Origin of the sequence: Hydrogenophaga sp., assembly GCF_018780385.1 — a bacterium.
Taxonomy (GTDB): domain Bacteria; phylum Pseudomonadota; class Gammaproteobacteria; order Burkholderiales; family Burkholderiaceae_C; genus Hydrogenophaga.
The window spans coordinates 158,370-179,136 of sequence record NZ_JADMJO010000014.1; the positions used below are offsets into that span (position 1 = coordinate 158,370).

Below are 20,767 nucleotides of genomic sequence, written 5' to 3' on the forward strand. Positions count from 1 at the left end.
GAAATCGGGCGATTTGCCCACCCAATCCCTTGCATGGGCATGAGCCCAGCGGCGGCATGTGGGCGGGCAACTCATCCCGATTTCGACCCAACGCGGCCCCAGACAGACTTAGAGCAGGCTCTAGCCCCACCGCGCTCACTTCATCGCTTCGCTGGGCGCGCGGCTGTGTTCGTTGTTGGTGTCCACCAGCAGGCGCAGCAGCTTCATGAACTGGGCGCGCTGGCGCTCGGAGAGTGGCCCCAGGATCAAGTCTTGCGCGCCCAGCATGGCCGGCACGGCCTCGCCCAGCAATTGCACGCCGGCGTCGGTGAGCGCAAGCTGGCGGGCGCGTCGGTCTTCGGGCGCGGTGCGGCGCTCCAGCCAGCCACGGGCTTCCAGCCGGTCGACCACGCCGCCGGTGGTGGAGGCGTCCAGCGCAATCGTGCGCGCCAGCGTGCGCTGGTCAATACCCGGGTGGTTGGCCACGGTCTGCAGGGCGGCGTATTGCACCGGGGTGATGCCGATCTCGCCCAGCTCCTGCAGGAAGATGCCCACCGAGATCTGGTGCAGCCGGCGGATGTAGTGGCCGGGCTGGTGGTCGATGTCGACGGCGGGAGGGCTGCGTTTCATGGCGATGGATGGGGGTTGCGGGAATCCTAGCACCGGTCATACAATAAGTACACTGATCATAAGCATGCGATGCATATCGAGGAGACACCGATGAGCGCACCCCATTCAGACTTGCCCGTCATCGTTGCCGGTGGCGGCATTGGCGGCCTGGCCGCGGCGCTCGCCCTGGTGCGCCAGGGCTTTCACGTCAAGGTGCTGGAGCAGGCGGCCGAGCTGGGTGAGATCGGCGCGGGCATGCAGCTCGGGCCCAACGCCTTTCACGCGTTTGACGCGCTGGGCGTGGGCGAGGCCGCGCGCCAGCGCGCCGTGTACACCGACTTCATGGTCATGCACGACGCCATCGACGAAGTCCAGGTCGGCATGATCCCCACCGGTGAAGCCTTCCGCCAGCGCTTCGGCAACCCCTACGCCGTGATCCACCGGGCGGACGCGCACGGCTCGCTGCTCGAAGGCGTGCAGGCCAGCGGGCAGATTCAGTTCGTCACCTCCACCCGCGTGGCGCGCGTGGAGCAGGATGCGAATGGCGTGACGGTGCACGACCAGCACGGCAACGCCCACCGCGGCCTGGCGCTGATCGGCGCCGACGGCGTGAAGTCTGTCGTGCGCCAGCAGTTCGTGGGTGACGAGGCGCGCGTGACCGGCCACGTGGTCTACCGCGCGGTGGTCGACAAGGCCGACTTTCCCGTAGACCTGCAATGGAACGCAGCCAGCATCTGGGTCGGGCCCAACTGTCACCTGGTGCACTACCCCCTGCGCGGCGGCGAGCAGTACAACGTGGTCGTGACCTTCCACAGCCGCGAGCAGGAAGAGTGGGGCGTGACCGAGGGCAGCCAGGCAGAAGTGCAGAGCTACTTTCAAGGCTTGTGCCCCAAGGCGCGGCAGTTGATCGACCTGCCGAAAAGCTGGAAACGCTGGGCCACGGCCGACCGCGAGCCCATCGGCCAGTGGAGCTTTGGCCGCGTCACGCTGCTGGGCGACGCGGCCCACCCCACCACGCAGTACATGGCGCAAGGCGCGTGCATGGCGATCGAGGACGCGGTGACGCTCGGCGAAGCCTTGCGCGTGCACGGCAACGACATCGAGAAGGCCTTCGACCTCTACCAGCGCTCGCGCGTGGCGCGCACCGCGCGCATCGTGTTGAGCTCGCGCGAGATGGGCCGCATCTACCACGCCAAAGGCGTCGAACGCCTGGTGCGCAACGACCTCTGGAAGGGCCGCACGCCCGAGCGTTTTTACGACGCCATGGAGTGGCTCTACGGCTGGAACGTGCAGAACTGCCTGGCCGCCCACTGAACACACGGAGACAACATGAACGACCTCGGACGACTCGAAGACCTGCCCGCCGACTACGTGGCCGAGCTGCGCGCGCTCAACCTGGTGCCGCTGTGGCCCAGCCTGCGCGGCGTGCTGCCGCCGACCATCCCCACGCGCCAGACGCAGGCCACGCACTGGCCCTACAAGACCATCAAGCCGCTGCTGCTCAAAGCCGGTGAGCTCACCCCGATCGAGAAGGCCGAGCGCCGCGTGCTGGTGCTGGCCAACCCGGGCCACACGCTGGAGAAGATGCAGGCCAGTGCGGCCATGTACCTCGGCATGCAGCTGCTGATGCCCGGCGAGTGGGCACCGAGCCACCGCCACACGCCCAACGCCGTGCGCATGGTGGTGGAAGGCGAAGGCGCCTGGACCACGGTGGACGGAGAGCGCTGCCCCATGTCGCGCGGCGACCTGATCCTCACGCCCACCGGCCTGTGGCACGAGCACGGCCACGACGGCACCGAACCGGTGATCTGGCTCGACGTGCTCGACCTGCCGCTGGCTTACTACCTGGAGGTGAGCTACCACCTCAACGGCGCGCGCCAGGACACCAAGCCTGGACAGGGCGACCGCGCGTACGCCCGCGCCGGCGTCGTGCCCACACCCGTGTTCGGCCGCAGCGGCAAGCGTTACCCCATGCTGCGCTACCCCTGGGCCGATGCGAAGGCCGCGCTGGAGTCGATCGCGGCCGACCGGCCCGATGTGGACGCGGTGCAGGTGACCTATGTGAACCCCGAGACCGGTGAAGACGTGGAGAACATCCTCGGCTTCCACGCACTCATGCTGCGCCCGGGCCAAACGCTCAAGCTGCCCGCGCGTTCGCCGGCCGTGGTCTACCACGTGATCGAAGGCGCGGCGCGCGTGGCCACCGACGCGCAGGGCTTCGACCTGGTCGCCGCCGACACCTGCTGCATCCCCGGCTACACCGCCACCACGCTCAGCAACGCCTCGGCCAGCGCACCGGCCTTCCTTTTCATCGCCGACGAATCGCCGCTGCACCGCAAGCTCGGCGTCTACGAAGTGCGTCCCGACAACCAACCCTCCATGCCCTGAACCGGCCCCAACCCATGACCACCTACCTCTTCCCCCCACCCCCCGTTGCGGCCGTGCCCGTGCGCGGCAAGACCGAGCAATTCCCCGTCAACCGCCTGTTCTTCGTCGGCCGCAACTACCACGCGCACGCGGTGGAAATGGGCAAGCCGGTGAACAAGACGGCCGAGCGACCGTTCTACTTCACCAAGGCGCCGCAGACGCTGGCGCTGTCGGGCGCAACCACGCCCTACCCGAGCGAGACGGCCAACTACCACTTCGAGATGGAGCTGGTGCTGGCGATCGGCAAACCCGGCTTCCGCGTGAAGGCCGAAGACGCACACGAGATCATTTACGGCTATGCGGCCGGTCTGGACATGACGCGGCGCGACCTGCAGCTGGTGGCGCGCGACAAGGGCCGCCCCTGGGACCTGGGCAAGGACGTGGAGCATTCGTCGGTGTGCAGCGAGATCGTGCCCATGCCGGGTGTGGTGATCGAGCGCGGTGGCATCGAGCTGGCGGTCAACGGCGCGGTGAAGCAGAAGTCCGACGTGGACAAGCTGATCTGGAACATCCGCGAAATCATTGCCGACCTCTCGCTCTTCTACCACCTGCAACCCGGCGACCTGATCTACACCGGCACGCCCGAAGGCGTGGGCGCGGTGCTGCCGGGTGACCGCATCACGGGCTCCGTGGAAGGTGTGGGCGAGGTGGCGCTGCAGGTGGGGCCGAAGGCCTGACTTTCAGGTGGGTTCCAGCCCCCGGCGGCGCATCATGTCGGCGCTCATGGCGCGCAAGGCATCGGCCGACAACTGGGCCTGTGAGACCGGGTAGACCAGGCCGTCTTCCTGGCACAGGTGGTGGTCGTACAGCCGGGCGAAGCCGATGAGCGCCGCCTCTTCCTGCGGGCTGAAGTGGGCCCACCCCGGAGGTGGCGCCTGCGCCACAGACGCCAGCGCTGCACGCACCGTCACCCAGGCCGCTTCCATGTCGCGGTGGTCCTGCTGCAGGCCTTGCACCACCTGACGCAGCGCCGCGTCATCGCCGGCCAGCAGTGGCGGGAACACATGGCGCTCCTCGTCTTCGTGGTGCAGCGGGGCGGCCAGGTCGAAATAACGCATCACGTCACACGCGGCGCTGGCCACGCTCTCGTCCCAGCCGCGCACCAACACGTGCTGCTGCAGCTTGGCCAGCAAGCCCAGCATGCGCTCGACGCGCTCGTGGCAGGCGCCCAGCATCTCGAACGGCGCTTCGAACCCCGCGGCGGGCGCGCGGTGACCGGGCAAGGTGATCGATGTGAGGGGGATCGTGGTGACCATGTCAGATTTCCATCACGCAGCGCGCGAAGCGCGGCGGGGGTGTTTGTTTCACCTCATCCCAGAGCCACGGCCTGCCCTTGCGGGTCGAACGGAATGAAAGCGTGCAGCTGGCCCTGGCGGATCGCCTCCACCATGTCCTGCAGTGGCTGTTCGGCCTCGGCACTCTCGGGTTGTCGGCCCGGCGTGCCCGCCAGCGCAGCAGCAAACACCATGCCCCACGGCTGACCAAAGGCCTCTGCCTCTTGCACCAGTTGATCAAACGAGTGGAGTTCGTCCAGCCCCTTGTCCACGCACATCTGCGGCACCAGCGCGCCGCCCTCGCCGCGTTCGAATTCGAGCCGCTGGGCCTCGGTGGCGTCGTCGGGCAGCTCCACGCCGGCAAACACGAACAGCAGGCGCTGCGGCAGCGGTTGCAGGCGCGCGGCGCTCAGCAGGTCGTCGAAGGTTTGAATGTTCATGGTGTCTCCAGATTCAGTTGGCATTCACCGGCGCGGGGCCGAGCGTGCTGCAGTAGTCGGCCATGGTCGGGCGCGCGCGCGCGGGCCGGCGTGCCGCCACCGTGCCCACGCTCAGAAAACACAGGGCATGTTCGCCCGCGCTCAGGCCGAAGCGCTGGCGCAAGGCGGTGGAGCCCAGCGCCTTGCCACTGGTGAGGGCCGAGCCAAAACCCATCGCGGTGGCCATGAGCAGCATGTTCTGCACCGCGCACCCGGCCGAGAGAATGCGCTCGGACAGGTCCACCGCCGGGTCGCCGCGCTGCCCGTCAACCACCACCAGCAACAGGAAGGGCGCGCGGTGCGCCTTCTCGCGCGCCTGGTCCAGTTGCTCGGGCGTGGCGGTGGCGTCGCGCTCGTGCAGCGCTCGTGCGAACACCTCGGCCAGCGAGCCGCGTTCGGTGCGCGGCACGATCACGAAGCGCCAGGGCAGCAACTGCCCGTGGTCCGGCGCAGCCGCAGCGGCACCCAGCAAGGCCTGCAGCTGGTCCGCATCCGGTCCGGGCGCCAGCAGGCGTTTGGGCAGCACGGTCTGGCGCGCGTGGATCAGGTCGGCCGCCGTGCGGGCGCATTCCCGCTCGACCGCATCAACCTCGAACGCCGCCTGCAACGGCCTGTTGCGCAGCACCGTGTTCATCCGCACACCCCGAGGTGACCGCACTGCGTGCAGTAGTCACAGCCGTCCTTGCGGATCACCGCATGCGCGCCGCACTCGCCGCACTTCTTGCCCGGCATGAGGCCCGGCGTGGCCGCCACCACCACCGGTGGCGGGGGCGCGCCTGCGGGGGTGATCCCGGCGCGCTGCGCGATCAGGGTCTGCACCGCGTAGGCGATGGCCGCCACCACCGAGTCGTGCCACATCGGCACGTGCGTGCCATCGGCTTTCTGGTGCGTGCCCATGCGCACCGGTCCGCGGTCCCAGGCCACCTTGCGCATGTCGCGCAGGGCGCGTTCGAGGAAGCCACCGCGCGCGGCCAGCGAGAGCAGGCGCATGCTGGACGACACCCACTGCTGCGACTCGCCGCTCTGCCCCACCGGCATGAAGAACTCGATCGCGCGCTCGACCGTGCCCGAACCGTCGGCACTCGGCACGGGCAGGAAGGACACCAGCAGGTACAAGGTCTGGTGGCCTTCCTGCGTCCAGTACTCGATCTTGTCGGCCACCGCCGACAGCGCACCCGGCGGCCGGCTCTCGATCACGCTGCGCATCGGGTCCACGGTGGCCACGCTCGCTGTTGTCTCAGGCAAAACTTCGGAGTGTGTGCCGGTGTCGAGCACCGAGCCCAGGATGGCGTTGGGACGGTAGGTCGCCAGCCCCTTGAGCTGTGCGCGCCAGGCTTGGCGGTAGAGATCCTTGAAATCGTCGTACGCGTAGTCGGCCGGCACGTTCACCGTCTTGGAGATCGCCGTGTCCACGAAGGGCTGCACCGCCTCCATCATGGCCAGGTGGTCGGCCGCCGGCATGGACAGTGCGCTCACGAAAAACTCGGGCAGTTGCGCCATGTCACCACCGAGCTCGCGGTAGAGCCGCCAGGCATGGTCTTCCACCGCGTAGTCGGTGGTCGTGCCGTCGGCCTCGCGCTTCTTGCGCCGGTACATCCAGGAAAACGGCGGCTCGATGCCGTTGGACGCGTTGTCGGCAAAGGCCAGGCTGACCGTGCCGGTGGGCGCGATCGACAGCAGGTGGCTGTTGCGGATGCCGTGCGTGCGGATCGCCGTGCGCAGCGCCTCGGGCAGGCGGCTGGCGAAGGTGCCCTCGGCCAGGTAGCCGTCGGCGTCGAATTTGGGGAACGCGCCCTTCTCCTGCGCCAGCGCCACGGAGGCCGCGTAGGCCGCGTCGCGCATGCGCTCGGCGATCTGCGCGGCCAGGGTGCGCCCCTCGGGGCGGTCGTAGCGCACGCACAGCATGGCCAGCGCATTGCCCATGCCGGTGAAGCCCACGCCGATGCGCCGCTTGGCCGCCGACTCGTCGCGCTGCTGCGGCAGCGGCCAGAAGGTCACGTCCAGCACGTTGTCGAGCGCGCGCACCTGCAGTGCCACCGCCTGCTCGAAGGCCTCGAAGTCGAAGGTGGGCAAGCCGCCGAAGCCGAAGGGGTGGCGCACGAAACGCGTCAGGATCACCGGCCCGAGATCGCAGCAGCCGTAGGGTGGAAGTGGCTGCTCACCACATTGCCCCGTCACCACGCCATTGAAAATCACGGTGTTGTGATCGGCTTGGGTGGTGTCGTAAACAGCCTCCTGGCCGGCGGACACGATTTCTGCAATCCGACTCGAGAAGCGCTGGGTCTTGCGCAAAGCCTTGCCAGCCACCCAGTCGCGGTATCGGGCCGTTTTGTAATCGAGCAGGAAGCCGATTTCGCTCATGAACTGCTCGCGGGACTCGCCGTCCACGATGAGTTCGTATTGGGACTTGCAAGCGTATTCGGCCTGTCCCCCCTTTCCGTCGGGCATGGCCTTGACGGTCGCATCCCTGCGCAAACGCAAACGGCTGAACACCCCGAAATTGGCCAGCAGCACCTGCACATCCTGGAGCAGTTGTGGGTAGCTGGAGCTCAAACGGATGGAGCAACTCTCGCTGGCCCCGGAGATGTTGACGGTGCCGTCGGTCTGAAAAAGCGCCCTCAGATAGGCCTTGACGCACGCCTCGTTGCCTTGCCAGACCACCTCGGGCACCCTCAGCTTGGTGGCCCGCGTGAAACCGAGTGCCTCCAGGGCACGCGCCAACAGCACGGAGCGAATGAACACGTGGTTGCGCTCAGCCACCGACACCGGCGAGACGCAGTAGGTCCTCTGCGTTCGCGACAAGCCGGCAATCATGGCGTTGACCGTGGTGGTCACCCGCTCGGCGAGTTCGCGTTCCTGATTCCAGAGGTTGATGCAAACGACCTCCTGACCTTTGCCCCGGTGGATGAAATGGCCATCGCCCGTGATCAGACCCAGCAGAATGCCCAGCTCCTCGCTGCCCTGCTGGCCAAACTGGCCCTTGCCTGACTGCACCCACAACTCGTCGCCCACCTTCAAATCCGACAACTTGACCTTGCCGCGCGACGTGTAGAAATCGTGCCAGGCCGTGGCCTTGATCTCGTAGCCATCTTCGGTGGTGACCTTGAAGACATCGGCCAGGCGGGCGGTCATGAAGGCGGGCTTGGCTGGACGGGTGTCGACACCACGCCCCTCGCCTCCAAGCGCTCGGCGATCCACTGTGGTCTCCAGTGGCAGCCCGCTTGCGCACAGGTCGCCGATCCGCACCAGTCCGTGTTGCGTTGCCAGCCGGGTATCGGCCGTCACGCAGGGGTTCGTCGCCTCGATGGTCTCGCAGTAGCGCAGGTTGTTGTCGCGCTGGATGTGGTCGAGGAACAGGATGCCGGGCTCGGCGAAGTCGTAGGTGGAGCGCATCACCGTGTCCCACAGCTCGCGCGCGGGCATGCTGCGGTAGACCCACAGGCCATCGGAGCGCTGGTGGGCGCCCTGGGCCATCAGCGCCGCGCCAGGGCGCGCGCGGTGCACCAGCTCCCAGGGCTGGTCGTCGGCCAGCGCGCGCATGAAGGCGTCGCTCACGCCCACCGACACGTTGAAGTTGTTCCAGCGCCCCGGTGTGCGCTTGGCGGTGATGAACTCGATCACGTCGGGGTGGTCGATGCGCAGCACGCCCATCTGCGCACCGCGCCGCGCGCCCGCGCTCTCCACCGTGGCACACGAATGGTCGAACACGTTGATGTAGCTGCACGGACCCGAGGCCAGCGAGGCCATGGTCTTGACCTCGGCGCCGCGCGGGCGGATGCGCGAGAAGTCGTAGCCCACGCCACCGCCCCGGCGCATGGTCTCGGCGGCTTCGCGCAGGGCTTCGTAGATGCCGGGGTAACCGCCGTCGTCCAGGCCCTGGATGCAGTCGCCCACGGGCTGCACGAAGCAGTTGATCAGCGTGGCCTGGATCGCCGTGCCGGCCGCGCTCATGATGCGGCCCGCACCGATGGCGCCCGCCTGCAGGTTGTCGAAGAAACGCTGTTCCCACAGCGCACGGTCGGCCTCGGGCTCCACCGAGGCCATGGCACGCGCCACGCGGCGGTAGATGTCTTGCTCGCTGGTCTCGCCGTCCTTGAGGTATTTTTCTTTCAGCACGTCCAGCGTGATGGGTTGCTGGCCGATGGCGGTGGAGGCAGATTTCAATGCGTCGCGTTTCATGTTCAGACTTTCCTTTCAATCAGTTGCCACACCGCACCGCGCGAAATGCCCCAGCCCAGAGACACCGAGGAACCGGCTCCGCCGGGCCTCAGGTGTCGCCCCCTGTCAGGGGGGTGGCGCCGAAGGCGACGCGGAGGGTGATCACCGCACTGCGGGGGGTGTTCACATCCTGCCGCCCAACAGCCACAGCATGAGGTCTTTCACCGGTCGGATCTGCTGGCCGAATGGAAGCACACCCGCACCCCGGAAAAAGAGGCCTTTCTGCGTGTCGCCGTCGAGCGCGTGGCCGAGCTGCTGGTCGATGCAGAACTGCCCCATTTCGCCCTTGCCGTCTCGCAATCCGCAATGGGCCAGGCAATCAAATGCCATGTTGCACTTTTTCTTCACATGCGCAACCGCCTTCAGTCGCGGCTCCAGACGCAGGTATTTGTCCAGCCAGGGCGTGCGCACGGCGCGCGCGGGCAGGCCGGCCACGCTGATGAACTCCACCAGGTCCTCGGGTCGGGCCTCGGCCAGCACACGTTTGAAGGCCGGATCGGCGTCGCATTCTTGCGTGACGGCGAACGCCGTGCCGAGCTGCGCCGCGCTGGCGCCCAGGGCCTGCAAGCGCAGGATGTCGTCGCGGCAGCCGATGCCGCCGGCGGCGATGAGCGGTATCTCGCGCTCGATGCCGGCGGTCTTGAAAAACTCGAGCACCTGCGGGATCACCACCTCAAAATCGAACCGCGTGTCCTGCAAATCCGCCACCTTCGCCGCGCCCAGGTGGCCACCGGCCAGCCGCGGGTGCTCGATCACGATGGCGTCGGGCAGGCGTCCCTTTTTCTCCCACTTGCGCACCAGCAGCTGCACACCGCGCGCGTCCGACAGGATGGGGATGAGCGCGGTGTCGGGGTGGTCGCGCGCCAGTTCGGGCAAATCGAGCGGCAGGCCCGCGCCCACCACCACCGCATCGGCGCCACTTTCCAGCGCCAGCCGCACGTATTGCTCGTAGGCGCTGAGCGCCTTCATCACGTTGACCGCGACCAGGCCGCGGCCCTGCGCGATGGCCTTGGCGCCACGGATCTCGCGGTCGAGCGCGACCAGGTTGGCGGTGTCGATGCGCTCGCGTGCGTCGGGCTCTTTGTCCAGGTGGGCGGTGGCCGCCATCAGGTCGGGGTGGCGGCGGCGCAGATCGACCGCAGAGATCGTGCCCAAGCCACCGAGGCCGGCCACGGTGCCCGCCAGCGAGGCCGCCGACACACCCACGCCCATGCCGCCCTGCACCACCGGCAGCAGCTCGCGGCCGCGCAGCCGCCAGGTGCGCAGGCCGCCCTCGCGGGCCAGGGCCTGGAGTTCCGCCGCCAGCGCCACGGCCTCTTCAGTAACTGATGACTTGTCCATCGTGCTCCACATAAGGTTGGTACGGCCCGGTGCCGCTGTTGGAGGCTAACGAAGCGGCGATGAAATCACCTTGTTGTGCATCAAACACATGCACTTCTCCTTCTTCGATCACGTAGTGCCAGCCGTGCAGGGTGAGCCGGCCGGCCTCGACCTCGCGCCGCACCATGGGGTAACCCATGAGGCGTTCGAGCTGCAGCACCACCGCGCGCTGCTCGGTGCGGCGCATGGATTCGGCGCAGGGTTGCACCGGCAGCAGGGCCTCGTCGATCAGCTTGAGCCACGCGGTGAGGGCCACCGCCTCGGCGGGCGCGCCTTCGTAGGCGGTGCGGATCGCGCCGCAGTGGCTGTGGCCGCACACCACGATGCGCTCCACGTGCAGGCTGAGCACGGCGAACTCGATCGCTGCCATCGTTCCGTGGAGTCCGTGCGACTGGTCATGGGGTGGGACGAGCGCGCCGACGTTGCGCACGATGAAGAGCTCACCCGGGCCGGCGCCGGTGAGCAGGTAAGGCACGAGGCGCGAATCGGAGCAGCCGATGAACAGTGTCTTGGGGTGTTGGCCCTCGGCCACCAGATCTTGAAAGCGCTGCTGGTGGCGCGGGAAGTAGTCGGAGCGGAAATGCCGCAGGCGCAACAGCAGTTCGTCAGGCGCTGACTGGGTGTTCATGATGATCCATCTTTCAAGACGACCAAACCGCCACAGGACGCCGTGCCTTCAACCGGGAATGCCGCGGAACTGGCTTTGCCAGGCCGCAGGCATTGCCCCTTGAGGGGCGGAGCGGTTACGCGAAGCGAACAAGCGATGGGGGTGGTCTCTATTGCACGAGTGGGGTGTCGGCCCCTTCCAGTTCGACGCCCTCCACCTGCGCCTGGCCCACCAGCAGCTGCATGTACTGGCGCAGCGCGGTGGCCTGCGACTGCAGCGCCAGCCGCGCACCGATCTGCGCCTGCAGCTCCGTGAACTCGGGCAGGCGCCCAGGCTCGCGCGCCAGCACCTCGACGATGTGCAGGCCGAAGCGGCTGTGCACCAGGCGCGGGTGCAGGCCCAGGGCCTGGATGGCGTCGTTCTGCAGGAACAGCGCCTTGGCCAGCTCGGGCGCGCAGTCCTGCGGCGTGATCCAGCCGAGGTCCCCGCCCTGGGCGCTCGACGGGCAGTTGGAGAGTTCACCCGCGAGCTGAGCGAAGCGATCAGCGGACACCCCCTGGCGCGAGAGCTCCAGCAGAGCGGCCTCGGCGCGCTGCGCCAGCGCGTTCACCGGCACGCCCGGCGTGACCGCGAACAGGATGTGGCGCACGTGCAGCGCCTGGCCGACCACGAAGCGCGGCTTGTGGGCCTCGTAGTGGCGCCGGCATTCCTCGGCGCCGGGCTCGGGCGAGTGCACCTCGGCTTCGAGCAGGGCCTCGATCGCGCCGCGCGTGTCGGCATCGGGCTCGGGCGCGGTCAGGCCGGTGAAGCGCGGCAGCAGGCCGGCGCTCACCGCCTGCTGGCGCAGCAGCTCGGTGCAGGCGCGCTCGCGCAGGTTCTGCGCGTCCAGCACCTCGCCGGCCTCGTGCAGGTGGATGCCGTTGACGCTGGCGATCGCTACCGGCGCCGGGGCGGCGGCCTCAGGGCTTTTGCAGGCGCAAGCGCTGCTGCCGCAACCGGTGGAGGCAGATGTGGAAAGGTCTTGGCTCATGGGGGCTCCCGTTGTTGGGGTGGATCAGCGGGGCTGGTTCGGGTGGGCAGGATTGGTCGGGTTGGCCGGCACGCCCAGGCGACGGCTGCGCACCACCTGGTAAGGCCGCACCAGGTAGGCCACGCTGGCAAAGCCGCTCCACACATGCACCAGGCGCGAGAACGGGAACAGCAGGAAGATCGTCATGCCCAGCACCAGGTGCACCTTGTAAGGCCAGTCCATGTTGACCAGGGCGGAGGCTTCCGGACGGAAGGTGACGATGCGCTGCGCCCACTCGGCCAGCACCAGCATGGCACTGCCATCGGCGTGCGAATACGAGTACGGCAACGTGATCAGGCCCAGCGTGAGCTGCACCCACAGGATCACCAGGATGGCGATGTCGGTGCGGTGGCTGGTCAGGCGGATGCGCGGGTCGAAGATGCGCCGGTGCAGCAGCATCGACAGGCCCACGAAGCAGATCACGCCGGCGGTGCCGCCCGCGTAGATGGCCAGGCGTTGCTTGACCGCGGCGTCCAGGAAGCCTTCGTAGAAAAAGTGCGGCGTGAGCAGGCCCACGGCGTGGCCGAAGAACAGGAACAGGATGCCGATGTGGAACAGGTTGCTGCCCCAGCGCAGCTGGCCCTTGCGCAGCAGCTGCGAGGAATCGCTTTTCCAGGTGTACTGGTCGCGGTCGAAGCGGGCCAGGCTGCCCATGAGGAAAACCGCCAGGCAGATGTAGGGATAGACGCCGAAGAGGAAGTGGTGCAGTGAGGTCATGCCTGTGCTCCTGGTGGGGGGGAGGGGTGGCGGCCGGTGGCCGCCTTCACGATGCGGATGGGTTGCGGCTGGCCGGGCCGGGCCTGGCCTTCCGTGGAGCAGCCGCCGAACACCGCGGGTTCGGCCCAGCTCTCGTCGATGCCGGGGTCGGCCGCCACCGGCACCGGCTCGGCTTTCTCACCCGCGATTTCGAGCACCGCGGCCAGCACGCTGGCGTACGGGCTCTCGCGCTTCTGCAGCGCGCTGAAGATCACGCGCACGATGTGCGCGCTCTCGCCCAGGAACTCGCGCGCCACCGAAGCGGGCTGGGTGGAGGCGAACTCCAGCAGCACGCTCAGGTGGTCGGGCAACTCGGCCGGGCCAAAGAAAAGGCCGGCCTTTTCGTAGGTCTGGATCAGGTCGATCATGGCCGGGCCACGGTCGCGCGAGTCGCCCAGCACATGCTCGAACAGGTGCAGCGCGGTGCTGCGCCCGCGGTCGAACAGCTCGACGTAGTCGGCTTCGACATCCAGCGCAGGTTGTTGACTCAGGTGCACCAGCAGCGCGTCGAGTTCAACCAGCCGCGTGGCCGGCAAGGCGGCTTCGGTGCGCAATGCATCGCGCAGTTCACCGGCGTGCGCACGCAGCTCGGCGGTGGGGTAACGCAGCAGGTGGGCGAGCACGCGCAACGTGTGCACGGCGGGCTTTTGGGGAGATGAGAAAAATGCCATGTCAGACCCCTGCCTTGATCGGGATGGTGCGCTTCTTCTCGCTGCCGAACAGGCTCGTTTCCGTCTGCCCTTCCGAGCAACCGTTGCCGAAGCTGAAGCCGCAGCCGCCCTTGATGTTGAAGGTGTTCTCGGCGTATTCGCGGTGGGTGGTGGGGATCACGAAACGGTCCTCGTAGTTGGCGATCGCCATGGTCTGGTACATGTCTTCAACCTCACGCACGCTCAAGCGCACCTGGTCGAGCACGTCCTGGTTGATCACGCCGTCCACATGCTTGGCACGCTGGTAGCTGCGCATGGCCAGCATGCGTTCGAGCGCACGCACCACGGGGATCGTGTCACCGGCGGTCAGCAGGTTGGCGAGGTATTTCACCGGGATGCGCAGCTGGCTCACGTCCGGGATCTCGCCGTTGTCGCCCAGGTGCCCGGCGTTGGCCGCGGCGGTGATGGGCGAGAGCGGCGGCACGTACCAGACCATGGGCAGCGTGCGGTACTCGGGGTGCAGCGGCAGCGCCACCTTCCAGTCCACCGCCATCTTGTAGACCGGGCTGTGGCGCGCGGCCTCCAGCCAGTTGTCAGGGATGCCGTCGGCGCGCGCCTGCGCGATCACCGCCGGGTCGTGCGGGTCCATGAAGAGATCGATCTGCGCCTTGTAAAGATCCATCTCGTTGGGCACGCTGGCGGCTTCCTGGATGCGGTCCGCGTCGTACAGCAGCACGCCCAGGTAACGGATGCGGCCCACGCAGGTTTCGCTGCACACGGTGGGCTGGCCGGCCTCGATGCGCGGGTAGCAGAAGATGCACTTCTCGGCCTTGCCGCTCTTCCAGTTGTAGTAGATCTTCTTGTAGGGGCAGCCGCTCACGCACATGCGCCAGCCGCGGCACTTGTCCTGGTCGATCAGCACGATGCCGTCTTCCTCGCGCTTGTAGATCGAGCCCGAGGGGCACGAGGCCACGCACGCCGGGTTGAGGCAGTGCTCGCACAGGCGCGGCAGGTACATCATGAAGGTGTTCTCGAACTCCCCCACCATGGCCTTCTGCGCGGCCTCGAAGCCGTTGAAGTTGGCGTCCTTGCTGCGCTTGGAAAACTCGCCGCCCAGGATCTCCTCCCAGTTCGGGCCCCACTCGATCTTCTCCATGCGCTTGCCGGTGATCAGGCTGCGCGGGCGCGCGGTGGGCGCGTGCTTCATCTCGGGCGCCGACTGCAGGTGGTCGTAGTCGAAGGTGAAGGGTTCGTAGTAGTCGTCGATCTCCGGCAGGTGCGGGTTGGCGAAGATCTTCATCAGCAGCTGCCACTTGCCCCCTTGCCTGGGCACGATGGAGCCGTCGGCGCGGCGGGTCCAGCCGCCCTGCCACTTCTCCTGGTTCTCCCACTCCTTCGGGTAACCGATGCCGGGCTTGGTCTCGACGTTGTTGAACCAGGCGTATTCCACCCCGGGGCGGTTGGTCCAGACGTTCTTGCAGGTGACCGAACAGGTGTGGCAACCGATGCACTTGTCCAGGTTGAGCACCATGCCGATTTGTGCGCGGATCTTCATGGGTTCTCTCCTTGGGATTGGTAAGCGCGGATCAGGTGGTCGTCGGCCGGTGTGTCGAGCCAGTCCACCTTGTCCATCTTGCGCACCACGACGAACTCGTCGCGGTTGGTGCCGATCGTTCCGTAGTAGTTGAAGCCGTAGCTGAGCTGCGCGTAGCCACCGATCATGTGGGTCGGCTTGAGCACGATGCGCGTGACCGAGTTGTGGATGCCGCCGCGCACGCCGGTGATCTCCGAGCCCGGGGTGTTGATGATCTTTTCCTGCGAGTGGTACATCATCACCATCCCCGGATTGACGCGCTGGCTCACCACCGCACGCGCGGCCACCGCGCCGTTGATGTTGAACAGCTCGACCCAGTCGTTGTCCTCGATGCCGGCGCTCTTCGCATCGTCCTCGCTGAGCCAGACCACGGTGCCGCCCCGGTTGAGGGTGAGCATCATCAGGTTGTCGCTGTAGGTCGAGTGGATGCCCCACTTCTGGTGCGGCGTGATGAAGTTCAGCACGATCTCGGTGTTGCCGTTGGACTTGATGTTGTGGATGCCCGAGGTCGCCTTCAGGTCCACCGGCGGGCGGTAGCTGCCCAGGCCTTCGCCGAAGGCAATCATCCAGGGGTGGTCCTGGTAGAACTGCTGGCGCCCGGTGAGGGTGCGCCATGGGATCAGTTCGTGCACGTTGGTGTAGCCGGCGTTGTAGCTCACCGTCTCGCTCTCGATGCCGCTCCAGGTCGGGCTGCTGATGATCTTGCGCGGCTGCGCCTGGATGTCGCGGAAGCGGATCTTCTCGTCCTCGCGGTGAATCGCCAGGTGCGTGTGGTCGATGCCGGTCTGTTTGCCCAGCGCCTCCCAGGCCTTCACCGCCACGTGGCCGTTGGTCTCGGGCGCGAGCTGCAGGATCACCTCGCAGGCGTCGATGTCGGTCACGATCTTCGGCATGCCCTTGGTCACGCCCTCGTCGAGCGTGGTGCCGTTGAGCTGGCCGAGCTGCTCCACCTCGGTGCCGGTCTTCCAACCGATGCCCTTGCCGCCGTTGCCCAGCTTCTCCAGCAACGGGCCCAGCGCGGTGAAGCGTTTGAAGGTGTTGGGGTAGTCGCGTTCCACCACCGAGATCTGCGGCGCGGTCTTGCCGGGGATCAGGTCGCAGTGGCCTTTGCGCCATTCCTTCACGTCAAAAGGCTGCGCCAGTTCGCCGGGGGTGTCGTGCATGATGGGCGTGAGCACCACCTCTTTTTCGACCCCCAGGTGGCCCACGCAGACTTCGCTGAAGGCCTGCGCAAAACCCTTGTAGATCTCCCAGTCGCTGCGGCTCTGCCACACCGGGTCCACCGCGGCCGACAGCGGGTGGATGAAGGGGTGCATGTCGCTGGTGTTGAGGTCGTTCTTCTCGTACCAGCTCGCGGTGGGCAGCACGATGTCGGAGTACAGGCAGGTGGTGCTCATGCGGAAGTCGAGCGTGACCAGCAGGTCCAGCTTGCCTTGCGGCGCGTGTTCGTGCCACGTCACTTCGGCCGGCTTGGCGTCGTCCTTGCCCAGGTCCTTGCCCTGCACGCCGTTTTCGGTGCCCAGCAGGTGCTTGCAGAAATACTCGTGGCCCTTGCCGCTGGAGCCCAGCAGGTTGCTGCGCCACACGAACATGTTGCGCGGCCAGTTCTGCGGCGCGTCCGGGTCTTCACAGCTCATGGCCAGCGTGCCGTCTTTCAGCGCACGCACCACATAGTCCTTGGGGTCCAGCCCGGCGGCGGTGGCGTCTTTGACCACCTGCAGCGGGTTGGTCTTGAGCTGCGGCGCACTCGGCAGCCAGCCCATGCGCTCGGCGCGCACGTTGAAGTCGATCATGCTGCCGCCGAACGCGGCCTTGTCGGCCAGCGGGCTCACGATCTCTTCCATGCCGAGCTTCTCGTAGCGCCACTGGTCGGTGTGCGCGTAGAAGAAGCTGGTGCTGTTCATCTGGCGCGGGGGGCGGATCCAGTCGAGCGCGAAGGCCAGCGCGGTCCAGCCGGTCTGCGGGCGCAGCTTTTCCTGGCCCACGTAGTGCGCCCAGCCGCCACCGCTCTGGCCGATGCAGCCGCACATCATCAACAGGTTGATCACGCCGCGGTAGTTCATGTCGGCGTGGTACCAGTGGTTCATGGCCGCGCCGATGATCACCATCGACTTGCCGTGCGTCTTGTCGGCGTTGTCGGCGAACTGCTGCGCCACGGTGATGACCTGGTCGCGCGGCACGCCGGTGATGCTCTCCTGCCAGGCCGGCGTGTAGGCGGCGTTGTCGTCGAAATCCTTTGCGCCGCTGCCCAGGCCGCGGTCGATGCCGTACTGCGCGACCTGCAGGTCGAACACGGTGGCCACCATGGCGTGGCGCTCCTCGCCGGCCTTGCCCAGGCGCAGGCGCACGGCCGGCACGCGGGCGTGGTTGATGGCGCCGTTCTGCGCGTTGGCGGTGAAGTGCGGCGCGGCGTTGCCACCGAAGTAGGGAAAGGCCACGTCCACCACCTGGGTGTCCTGCTCGCCGTCTTCGATCACCGACAGCTTGAGCTTCACCTCGGTGTCGCTGCGGGCTTCCTTGGCCTGCAGGTTCCACTTGCCTTCGTCGGCGCGTCCGGCCTCGCCCCAGCGGAAGCCGATCGAGCCGTTGGGCAGCACGGCCTTGCCGCCGGTGTCGAAGGCCACGGTCTTCCACTCGGGGTTGTTCTTCTGGCCGAGCTGGCCGTTGAAGTCGCTGGCGCGCAGGTAGCGGTCGGGCACCAGGGTTTTCGTGCCGTCGGCCAGCACATGTTCCTTCAGCATCACCAGCAGCGGCAGGTCGGTGTAGCGGCGCGCGTAGTCGTCGAAGTAGCTGCTGCGCGGCTTGCCGCCCTCGGGGAAATAGAAGTTCTTGAGCACCACGTGGCCCATGGCCATGGCGAGCGCGGCGTCGGTGCCCTGCTTGGGGTGCAGCCAGAGGTCGGAGAGCTTGGCCACCTCGGAATAGTCGGGTGTGACGGCCACCGTCTTGGCGCCCTTGTAGCGCACCTCGGTGAAGAAGTGGGCGTCGGGCGTGCGCGTCTGCGGCACGTTGGAGCCCCAGGCGATGATGAACGAGCTGTTGTACCAGTCGGCCGATTCGGGCACGTCGGTCTGCTCGCCCCAGACCTGCGGGCTGGCCGGCGGCAGGTCGCAGTACCAGTCGTAGAAGCTCATGCACACGCCGCCGATGAGCGAGAGGTAACGCGAGCCGGCGGCGTAGCTCACCATGCTCATGGCCGGGATGGGCGAAAAGCCGATGATGCGGTCTGGCCCGTGCTGCTTGATGGTGTAGACGTTGGCCGCGGCGATCAGCTGGTTGACCTCGTCCCAGCTTGCGCGGACAAAGCCGCCCATGCCGCGCACCTGCTGGTAGTCGCGCCGGGCTTCGGGGTTCTCGACGATGGAGGCCCAGGCGTCCACGGGTGTCTTCGCCACGTTCAACGCGGCGCGCCAGCGCTCCAGCAGGCGGCCGCGCACCATGGGGTACTTCACGCGGTTGGCGCTGTAGAGGTACCAGCTGTAGGAGGCGCCGCGCGCGCAGCCGCGCGGCTCGTGGTTGGGCATGTCCCAGCGCGTGCGCGGGTAGTCGGTCTGCTGGGTTTCCCAGGTGACGATGCCGCCCTTGACGTAGATCTTCCACGAGCAGCTGCCGGTGCAGTTCACGCCGTGGGTGCTGCGCACGATCTTGTCGTGCGCCCAGCGGTTGCGGTAGGCGTCTTCCCAGGTGCGGTCTTCGCCGGTGGTCTGGCCGTGGTTGCCCGAGAAGTTTTCGCGCGGCAGCGAGAAATGGGAAAGGCGATCGAGGAAATGGCTCATGAAGGTCTCCGGAAAGTGGGGCGTGGCATCTGAGGTGCGCGGTCAGGGGTTCTTGATCTCTGCGCCCTTGCGCAGGTAGAACCACCAGTTCAGCACCAGGCAAACGGCGTAGAAGATGGCGAAGCCGTACATGGCGACCTGCGGTGTGCCGGCCTTGATCTGCGCGCCGATCACCACCGGCGCGATGAAGGCGCCGTAGGCAGCCACGGCCGAGGTCCAGCCCAGCACGGGGCCGGCCTGCTGGCGGTCGAAGATGACGCCGATGGTGCGGAAGGTCGAGCCGTTGCCGATGCCGCTGGCAAAGAACAGCACGATGAACAGGCCGATGAAGGCGGGGAAGTACTGCTCGGGCGTGGCCGAGCCGTAGGCCTGCATCATCACGTAGCCCACCGCGACGGAGGCCAGCACCATCACCGCCGAGATGACCTGGGTGACGATGGAGCCACCAACCTTGTCGGAAATCCAGCCACCGATGGGGCGCACCGCGGCGCCGACGAAGGGACCGATCCACGCGTAGGTGAGGGCTGACGGCGCGTTCGGGTTTTTCAGCGTGTGCGTCATCACGCCGGCGGCGTCCGCCACGTGCTGGAAGCCGAAGATCACCGTGATGGCCAGCGGCAGCACCATCGAGAAACCGATGAAGGAGCCGAAGGTGACGATGTAGAGCGCGGTGAGCGACCAGGTGTGCTTGTTGCGGAAGATCGCGAACTGCTTGGCCACGTTCTCCTTCATGGCACCGAAGGCGGCCACGCGCATCATGAGCAGCGCCAGGGCGATGTCCAGCGGGATGGCGATCCACATGTTCAGGATGCCCAGACCGGTGGGGGCCGGCAGGTACAGCCAGAGCATGAAGACGGCCGGGATGAAGGCCAGGGTGTAGAGGTAGGTGACCTTGGCGAACGCGACCAGCGGGTGGCCGGTGTCGGGCGACACGGTCTTGAGGTTGTTCATGCCGAACCAGGCCAGGATCGACAGCGGCACCAGCGAGATCACCCAGGCGAAGCCCGCGTTCTGGATCCAGGTGGGCGTGCCGGCGGCGATCTTGCCGAAGATCCAGCCGCTGTCTTTCACCAGCGTCATGGGCTCGCCGCCGAAGGCGCCGAGCAAGGGCAGCGTCATCACGAGCGGGATGACGATCTGCATCGTCGTCACACCGAAGTTGCCCAGGCCGGCGTTCAGACCCAGCGCCGTGCCCTGCAGCCGCTTCGGAAAGAAGGTGCTGATGTTGGACATGCTGGAGGCGAAGTTGCCGCCCCCCACGCCGGACCACAGCGCCAGCAGCTGGAACGACCACAGCGGCCACTCGGGGTGCTGCAGCGCAAAGCCGGTGCCGATGGCCGGGGCCAGCAGCATCGCCGTGGTGAGGAAGATGGTGTTGCGCCCACCGGCCAGGCGCACCAGGAAGGAGGCCGGGATGCGCATGGTGGCGCCCGAGATGCCGGCGATGGCGGTCAGCGTGAACAGCTCGGCCTGGGTGAAGGGGAAGCCCAGGTTGAGCATCTGCACCGTGATGATTCCCCACATGCCCCAGACGGCGAAGCCGCACAGCAAAGCCGGCACGGAGATCCAAAGGTTGCGGTAGGCGACGCGTTTGCCGGTGCTGTTCCAGAACTGTTCGTCCTCAGGGCGCCAGTCCGCAATATCCGGACCGACTTTGGTGTTCGTGTTCATGGTGGTGTTGGCCGACGCGTGGGGTCAGCTTTGAAGGGAAAAAGGTTTGGCGTTGGCGCCCATGACCTCGGTCTGGCGCACCTCGGTCCAGTACATCCAGATGAGCGACACCCAGACCACGCCGTACATCAGCATGAAGGCGCTGGAACGGATGCCGGTGATGTCCATCAGCGCGCCGAACAGGATGGGCAGCACGAAGCCGCCGAGGCCACCGGCCAGGCCCACGATGCCGCTGATGGCGCCGATGTTTTTCGGGTAGTCGTCGCTGATGTACTTGA

At 67.1% G+C, this 20,767-nt stretch carries 16 protein-coding genes and 1 pseudogene; 3 read left to right on the forward strand and 14 right to left on the reverse strand.

The window, feature by feature from the left end; genetic code table 11:
- Window positions 1-135: 135 nt before the first annotated feature.
- Window positions 136-609, reverse strand: coding sequence for a MarR family transcriptional regulator (locus tag IV113_RS08060; RefSeq protein ID WP_291082800.1), 474 nt, complete (start codon window positions 607-609; stop codon window positions 136-138).
- A 90-nt stretch (window positions 610-699) separates the two neighbouring features.
- On the opposite strand from IV113_RS08060, the gene IV113_RS08065 reads away from it, so the two are divergent.
- Genes IV113_RS08065 through IV113_RS08075 form a run of 3 tightly spaced genes read left to right on the forward strand, consistent with a single transcriptional unit; the run spans window position 700 to window position 3,692 of the window.
- Window positions 700-1,902 (forward strand): 3-hydroxybenzoate 6-monooxygenase, encoded by a 1,203-nt coding sequence (locus IV113_RS08065; protein WP_291082803.1) that lies wholly within the window; start codon window positions 700-702, stop codon window positions 1,900-1,902.
- A 15-nt stretch (window positions 1,903-1,917) separates the two neighbouring features.
- A complete protein-coding gene (locus IV113_RS08070; protein WP_291082806.1) occupies window positions 1,918-2,976 on the forward strand; it encodes a cupin domain-containing protein in 1,059 nt (352 codons plus the stop codon).
- A 14-nt stretch (window positions 2,977-2,990) separates the two neighbouring features.
- A complete protein-coding gene (locus tag IV113_RS08075) occupies window positions 2,991-3,692 on the forward strand; it encodes a fumarylacetoacetate hydrolase family protein (protein ID WP_291082809.1) in 702 nt (233 codons plus the stop codon).
- Window positions 3,693-3,695: 3 nt separating this feature from the next.
- On the opposite strand, the gene IV113_RS08080 is transcribed toward IV113_RS08075, so the two are convergent.
- From IV113_RS08080 to IV113_RS08140, 13 genes and pseudogenes are all read right to left on the reverse strand, one after another.
- A complete protein-coding gene (locus tag IV113_RS08080) occupies window positions 3,696-4,271 on the reverse strand; it encodes a hemerythrin domain-containing protein (protein WP_291082812.1) in 576 nt (191 codons plus the stop codon).
- 53 nt (window positions 4,272-4,324) lie between these two features.
- Window positions 4,325-4,729, reverse strand: coding sequence for a ribonucleotide reductase subunit alpha (locus IV113_RS08085; protein WP_291082815.1), 405 nt, complete (start codon window positions 4,727-4,729; stop codon window positions 4,325-4,327).
- Between the two features lie 13 nt (window positions 4,730-4,742).
- Entirely contained in the window at window positions 4,743-5,402 is a 660-nt protein-coding gene (locus IV113_RS08090; RefSeq protein WP_291082818.1) for a nitroreductase family protein, read from the reverse strand.
- Complete coding sequence (locus tag IV113_RS08095; RefSeq protein ID WP_291082821.1) at window positions 5,399-8,947, reverse strand: LAGLIDADG family homing endonuclease; 3,549 nt, start codon at window positions 8,945-8,947, stop codon at window positions 5,399-5,401. Before IV113_RS08095 ends, IV113_RS08090 begins: the two co-directional genes overlap by 4 nt.
- Before the next feature lie 162 nt (window positions 8,948-9,109).
- Complete coding sequence (locus tag IV113_RS08100; protein ID WP_291082824.1) at window positions 9,110-10,327, reverse strand: nitronate monooxygenase family protein; 1,218 nt, start codon at window positions 10,325-10,327, stop codon at window positions 9,110-9,112.
- Window positions 10,305-10,994: a carbonic anhydrase gene (locus tag IV113_RS08105; RefSeq protein ID WP_291082826.1), complete on the reverse strand. Its 690-nt coding sequence runs from the start codon at window positions 10,992-10,994 to the stop codon at window positions 10,305-10,307. The genes IV113_RS08100 and IV113_RS08105 overlap by 23 nt, the downstream gene beginning before the upstream one ends.
- 148 nt (window positions 10,995-11,142) lie before the next feature.
- Window positions 11,143-12,003, reverse strand: coding sequence for a peptidylprolyl isomerase (locus tag IV113_RS08110; RefSeq protein ID WP_291082829.1), 861 nt, complete (start codon window positions 12,001-12,003; stop codon window positions 11,143-11,145).
- 24 nt (window positions 12,004-12,027) lie between these two features.
- Window positions 12,028-12,759, reverse strand: a complete 732-nt coding sequence (gene narI / locus IV113_RS08115) for a respiratory nitrate reductase subunit gamma (RefSeq protein WP_291082832.1) — start codon at window positions 12,757-12,759, stop codon at window positions 12,028-12,030.
- Window positions 12,756-13,469: a nitrate reductase molybdenum cofactor assembly chaperone gene (gene narJ / locus IV113_RS08120; RefSeq protein ID WP_291082835.1), complete on the reverse strand. Its 714-nt coding sequence runs from the start codon at window positions 13,467-13,469 to the stop codon at window positions 12,756-12,758. Before narJ ends, narI begins: the two co-directional genes overlap by 4 nt.
- Before the next feature lies 1 nt (window position 13,470).
- Window positions 13,471-15,003, reverse strand: a complete 1,533-nt coding sequence (gene narH / locus IV113_RS08125) for a nitrate reductase subunit beta (RefSeq protein WP_291082838.1) — start codon at window positions 15,001-15,003, stop codon at window positions 13,471-13,473.
- Complete coding sequence (locus IV113_RS08130) at window positions 15,000-18,818, reverse strand: nitrate reductase subunit alpha (RefSeq protein ID WP_291082841.1); 3,819 nt, start codon at window positions 18,816-18,818, stop codon at window positions 15,000-15,002. The genes narH and IV113_RS08130 overlap by 4 nt, the downstream gene beginning before the upstream one ends.
- Window positions 18,819-18,860: 42 nt before the next feature.
- Entirely contained in the window at window positions 18,861-20,489 is a 1,629-nt protein-coding gene (locus tag IV113_RS08135; RefSeq protein WP_291082844.1) for an MFS transporter, read from the reverse strand.
- Window positions 20,490-20,513: 24 nt separating this feature from the next.
- Window positions 20,514-20,767: pseudogene (locus tag IV113_RS08140) on the reverse strand (MFS transporter); the annotation flags it as partial.

Excerpts from the sequence above, each read along its gene's own strand:
- IV113_RS08060 (WP_291082800.1), bottom strand. The coding sequence starts at position 609 with ATGAAACGCAGCCCTCCCGCCGTCGACATCGACCACCAGCCCGGCCAC.
- IV113_RS08065 (WP_291082803.1), top strand. The coding sequence starts at position 700 with ATGAGCGCACCCCATTCAGACTTGCCCGTCATCGTTGCCGGTGGCGGC.
- IV113_RS08070 (WP_291082806.1), top strand. The coding sequence starts at position 1,918 with ATGAACGACCTCGGACGACTCGAAGACCTGCCCGCCGACTACGTGGCC.
- IV113_RS08075 (WP_291082809.1), top strand. The coding sequence starts at position 2,991 with ATGACCACCTACCTCTTCCCCCCACCCCCCGTTGCGGCCGTGCCCGTG.
- IV113_RS08080 (WP_291082812.1), bottom strand. The coding sequence starts at position 4,271 with ATGGTCACCACGATCCCCCTCACATCGATCACCTTGCCCGGTCACCGC.
- IV113_RS08085 (WP_291082815.1), bottom strand. The coding sequence starts at position 4,729 with ATGAACATTCAAACCTTCGACGACCTGCTGAGCGCCGCGCGCCTGCAA.
- IV113_RS08090 (WP_291082818.1), bottom strand. The coding sequence starts at position 5,402 with ATGAACACGGTGCTGCGCAACAGGCCGTTGCAGGCGGCGTTCGAGGTT.
- IV113_RS08095 (WP_291082821.1), bottom strand. The coding sequence starts at position 8,947 with ATGAAACGCGACGCATTGAAATCTGCCTCCACCGCCATCGGCCAGCAA.
- IV113_RS08100 (WP_291082824.1), bottom strand. The coding sequence starts at position 10,327 with ATGGACAAGTCATCAGTTACTGAAGAGGCCGTGGCGCTGGCGGCGGAA.
- IV113_RS08105 (WP_291082826.1), bottom strand. The coding sequence starts at position 10,994 with ATGAACACCCAGTCAGCGCCTGACGAACTGCTGTTGCGCCTGCGGCAT.
- IV113_RS08110 (WP_291082829.1), bottom strand. The coding sequence starts at position 12,003 with ATGAGCCAAGACCTTTCCACATCTGCCTCCACCGGTTGCGGCAGCAGC.
- narI (WP_291082832.1), bottom strand. The coding sequence starts at position 12,759 with ATGACCTCACTGCACCACTTCCTCTTCGGCGTCTATCCCTACATCTGC.
- narJ (WP_291082835.1), bottom strand. The coding sequence starts at position 13,469 with ATGGCATTTTTCTCATCTCCCCAAAAGCCCGCCGTGCACACGTTGCGC.
- narH (WP_291082838.1), bottom strand. The coding sequence starts at position 15,003 with ATGAAGATCCGCGCACAAATCGGCATGGTGCTCAACCTGGACAAGTGC.
- IV113_RS08130 (WP_291082841.1), bottom strand. The coding sequence starts at position 18,818 with ATGAGCCATTTCCTCGATCGCCTTTCCCATTTCTCGCTGCCGCGCGAA.
- IV113_RS08135 (WP_291082844.1), bottom strand. The coding sequence starts at position 20,489 with ATGAACACGAACACCAAAGTCGGTCCGGATATTGCGGACTGGCGCCCT.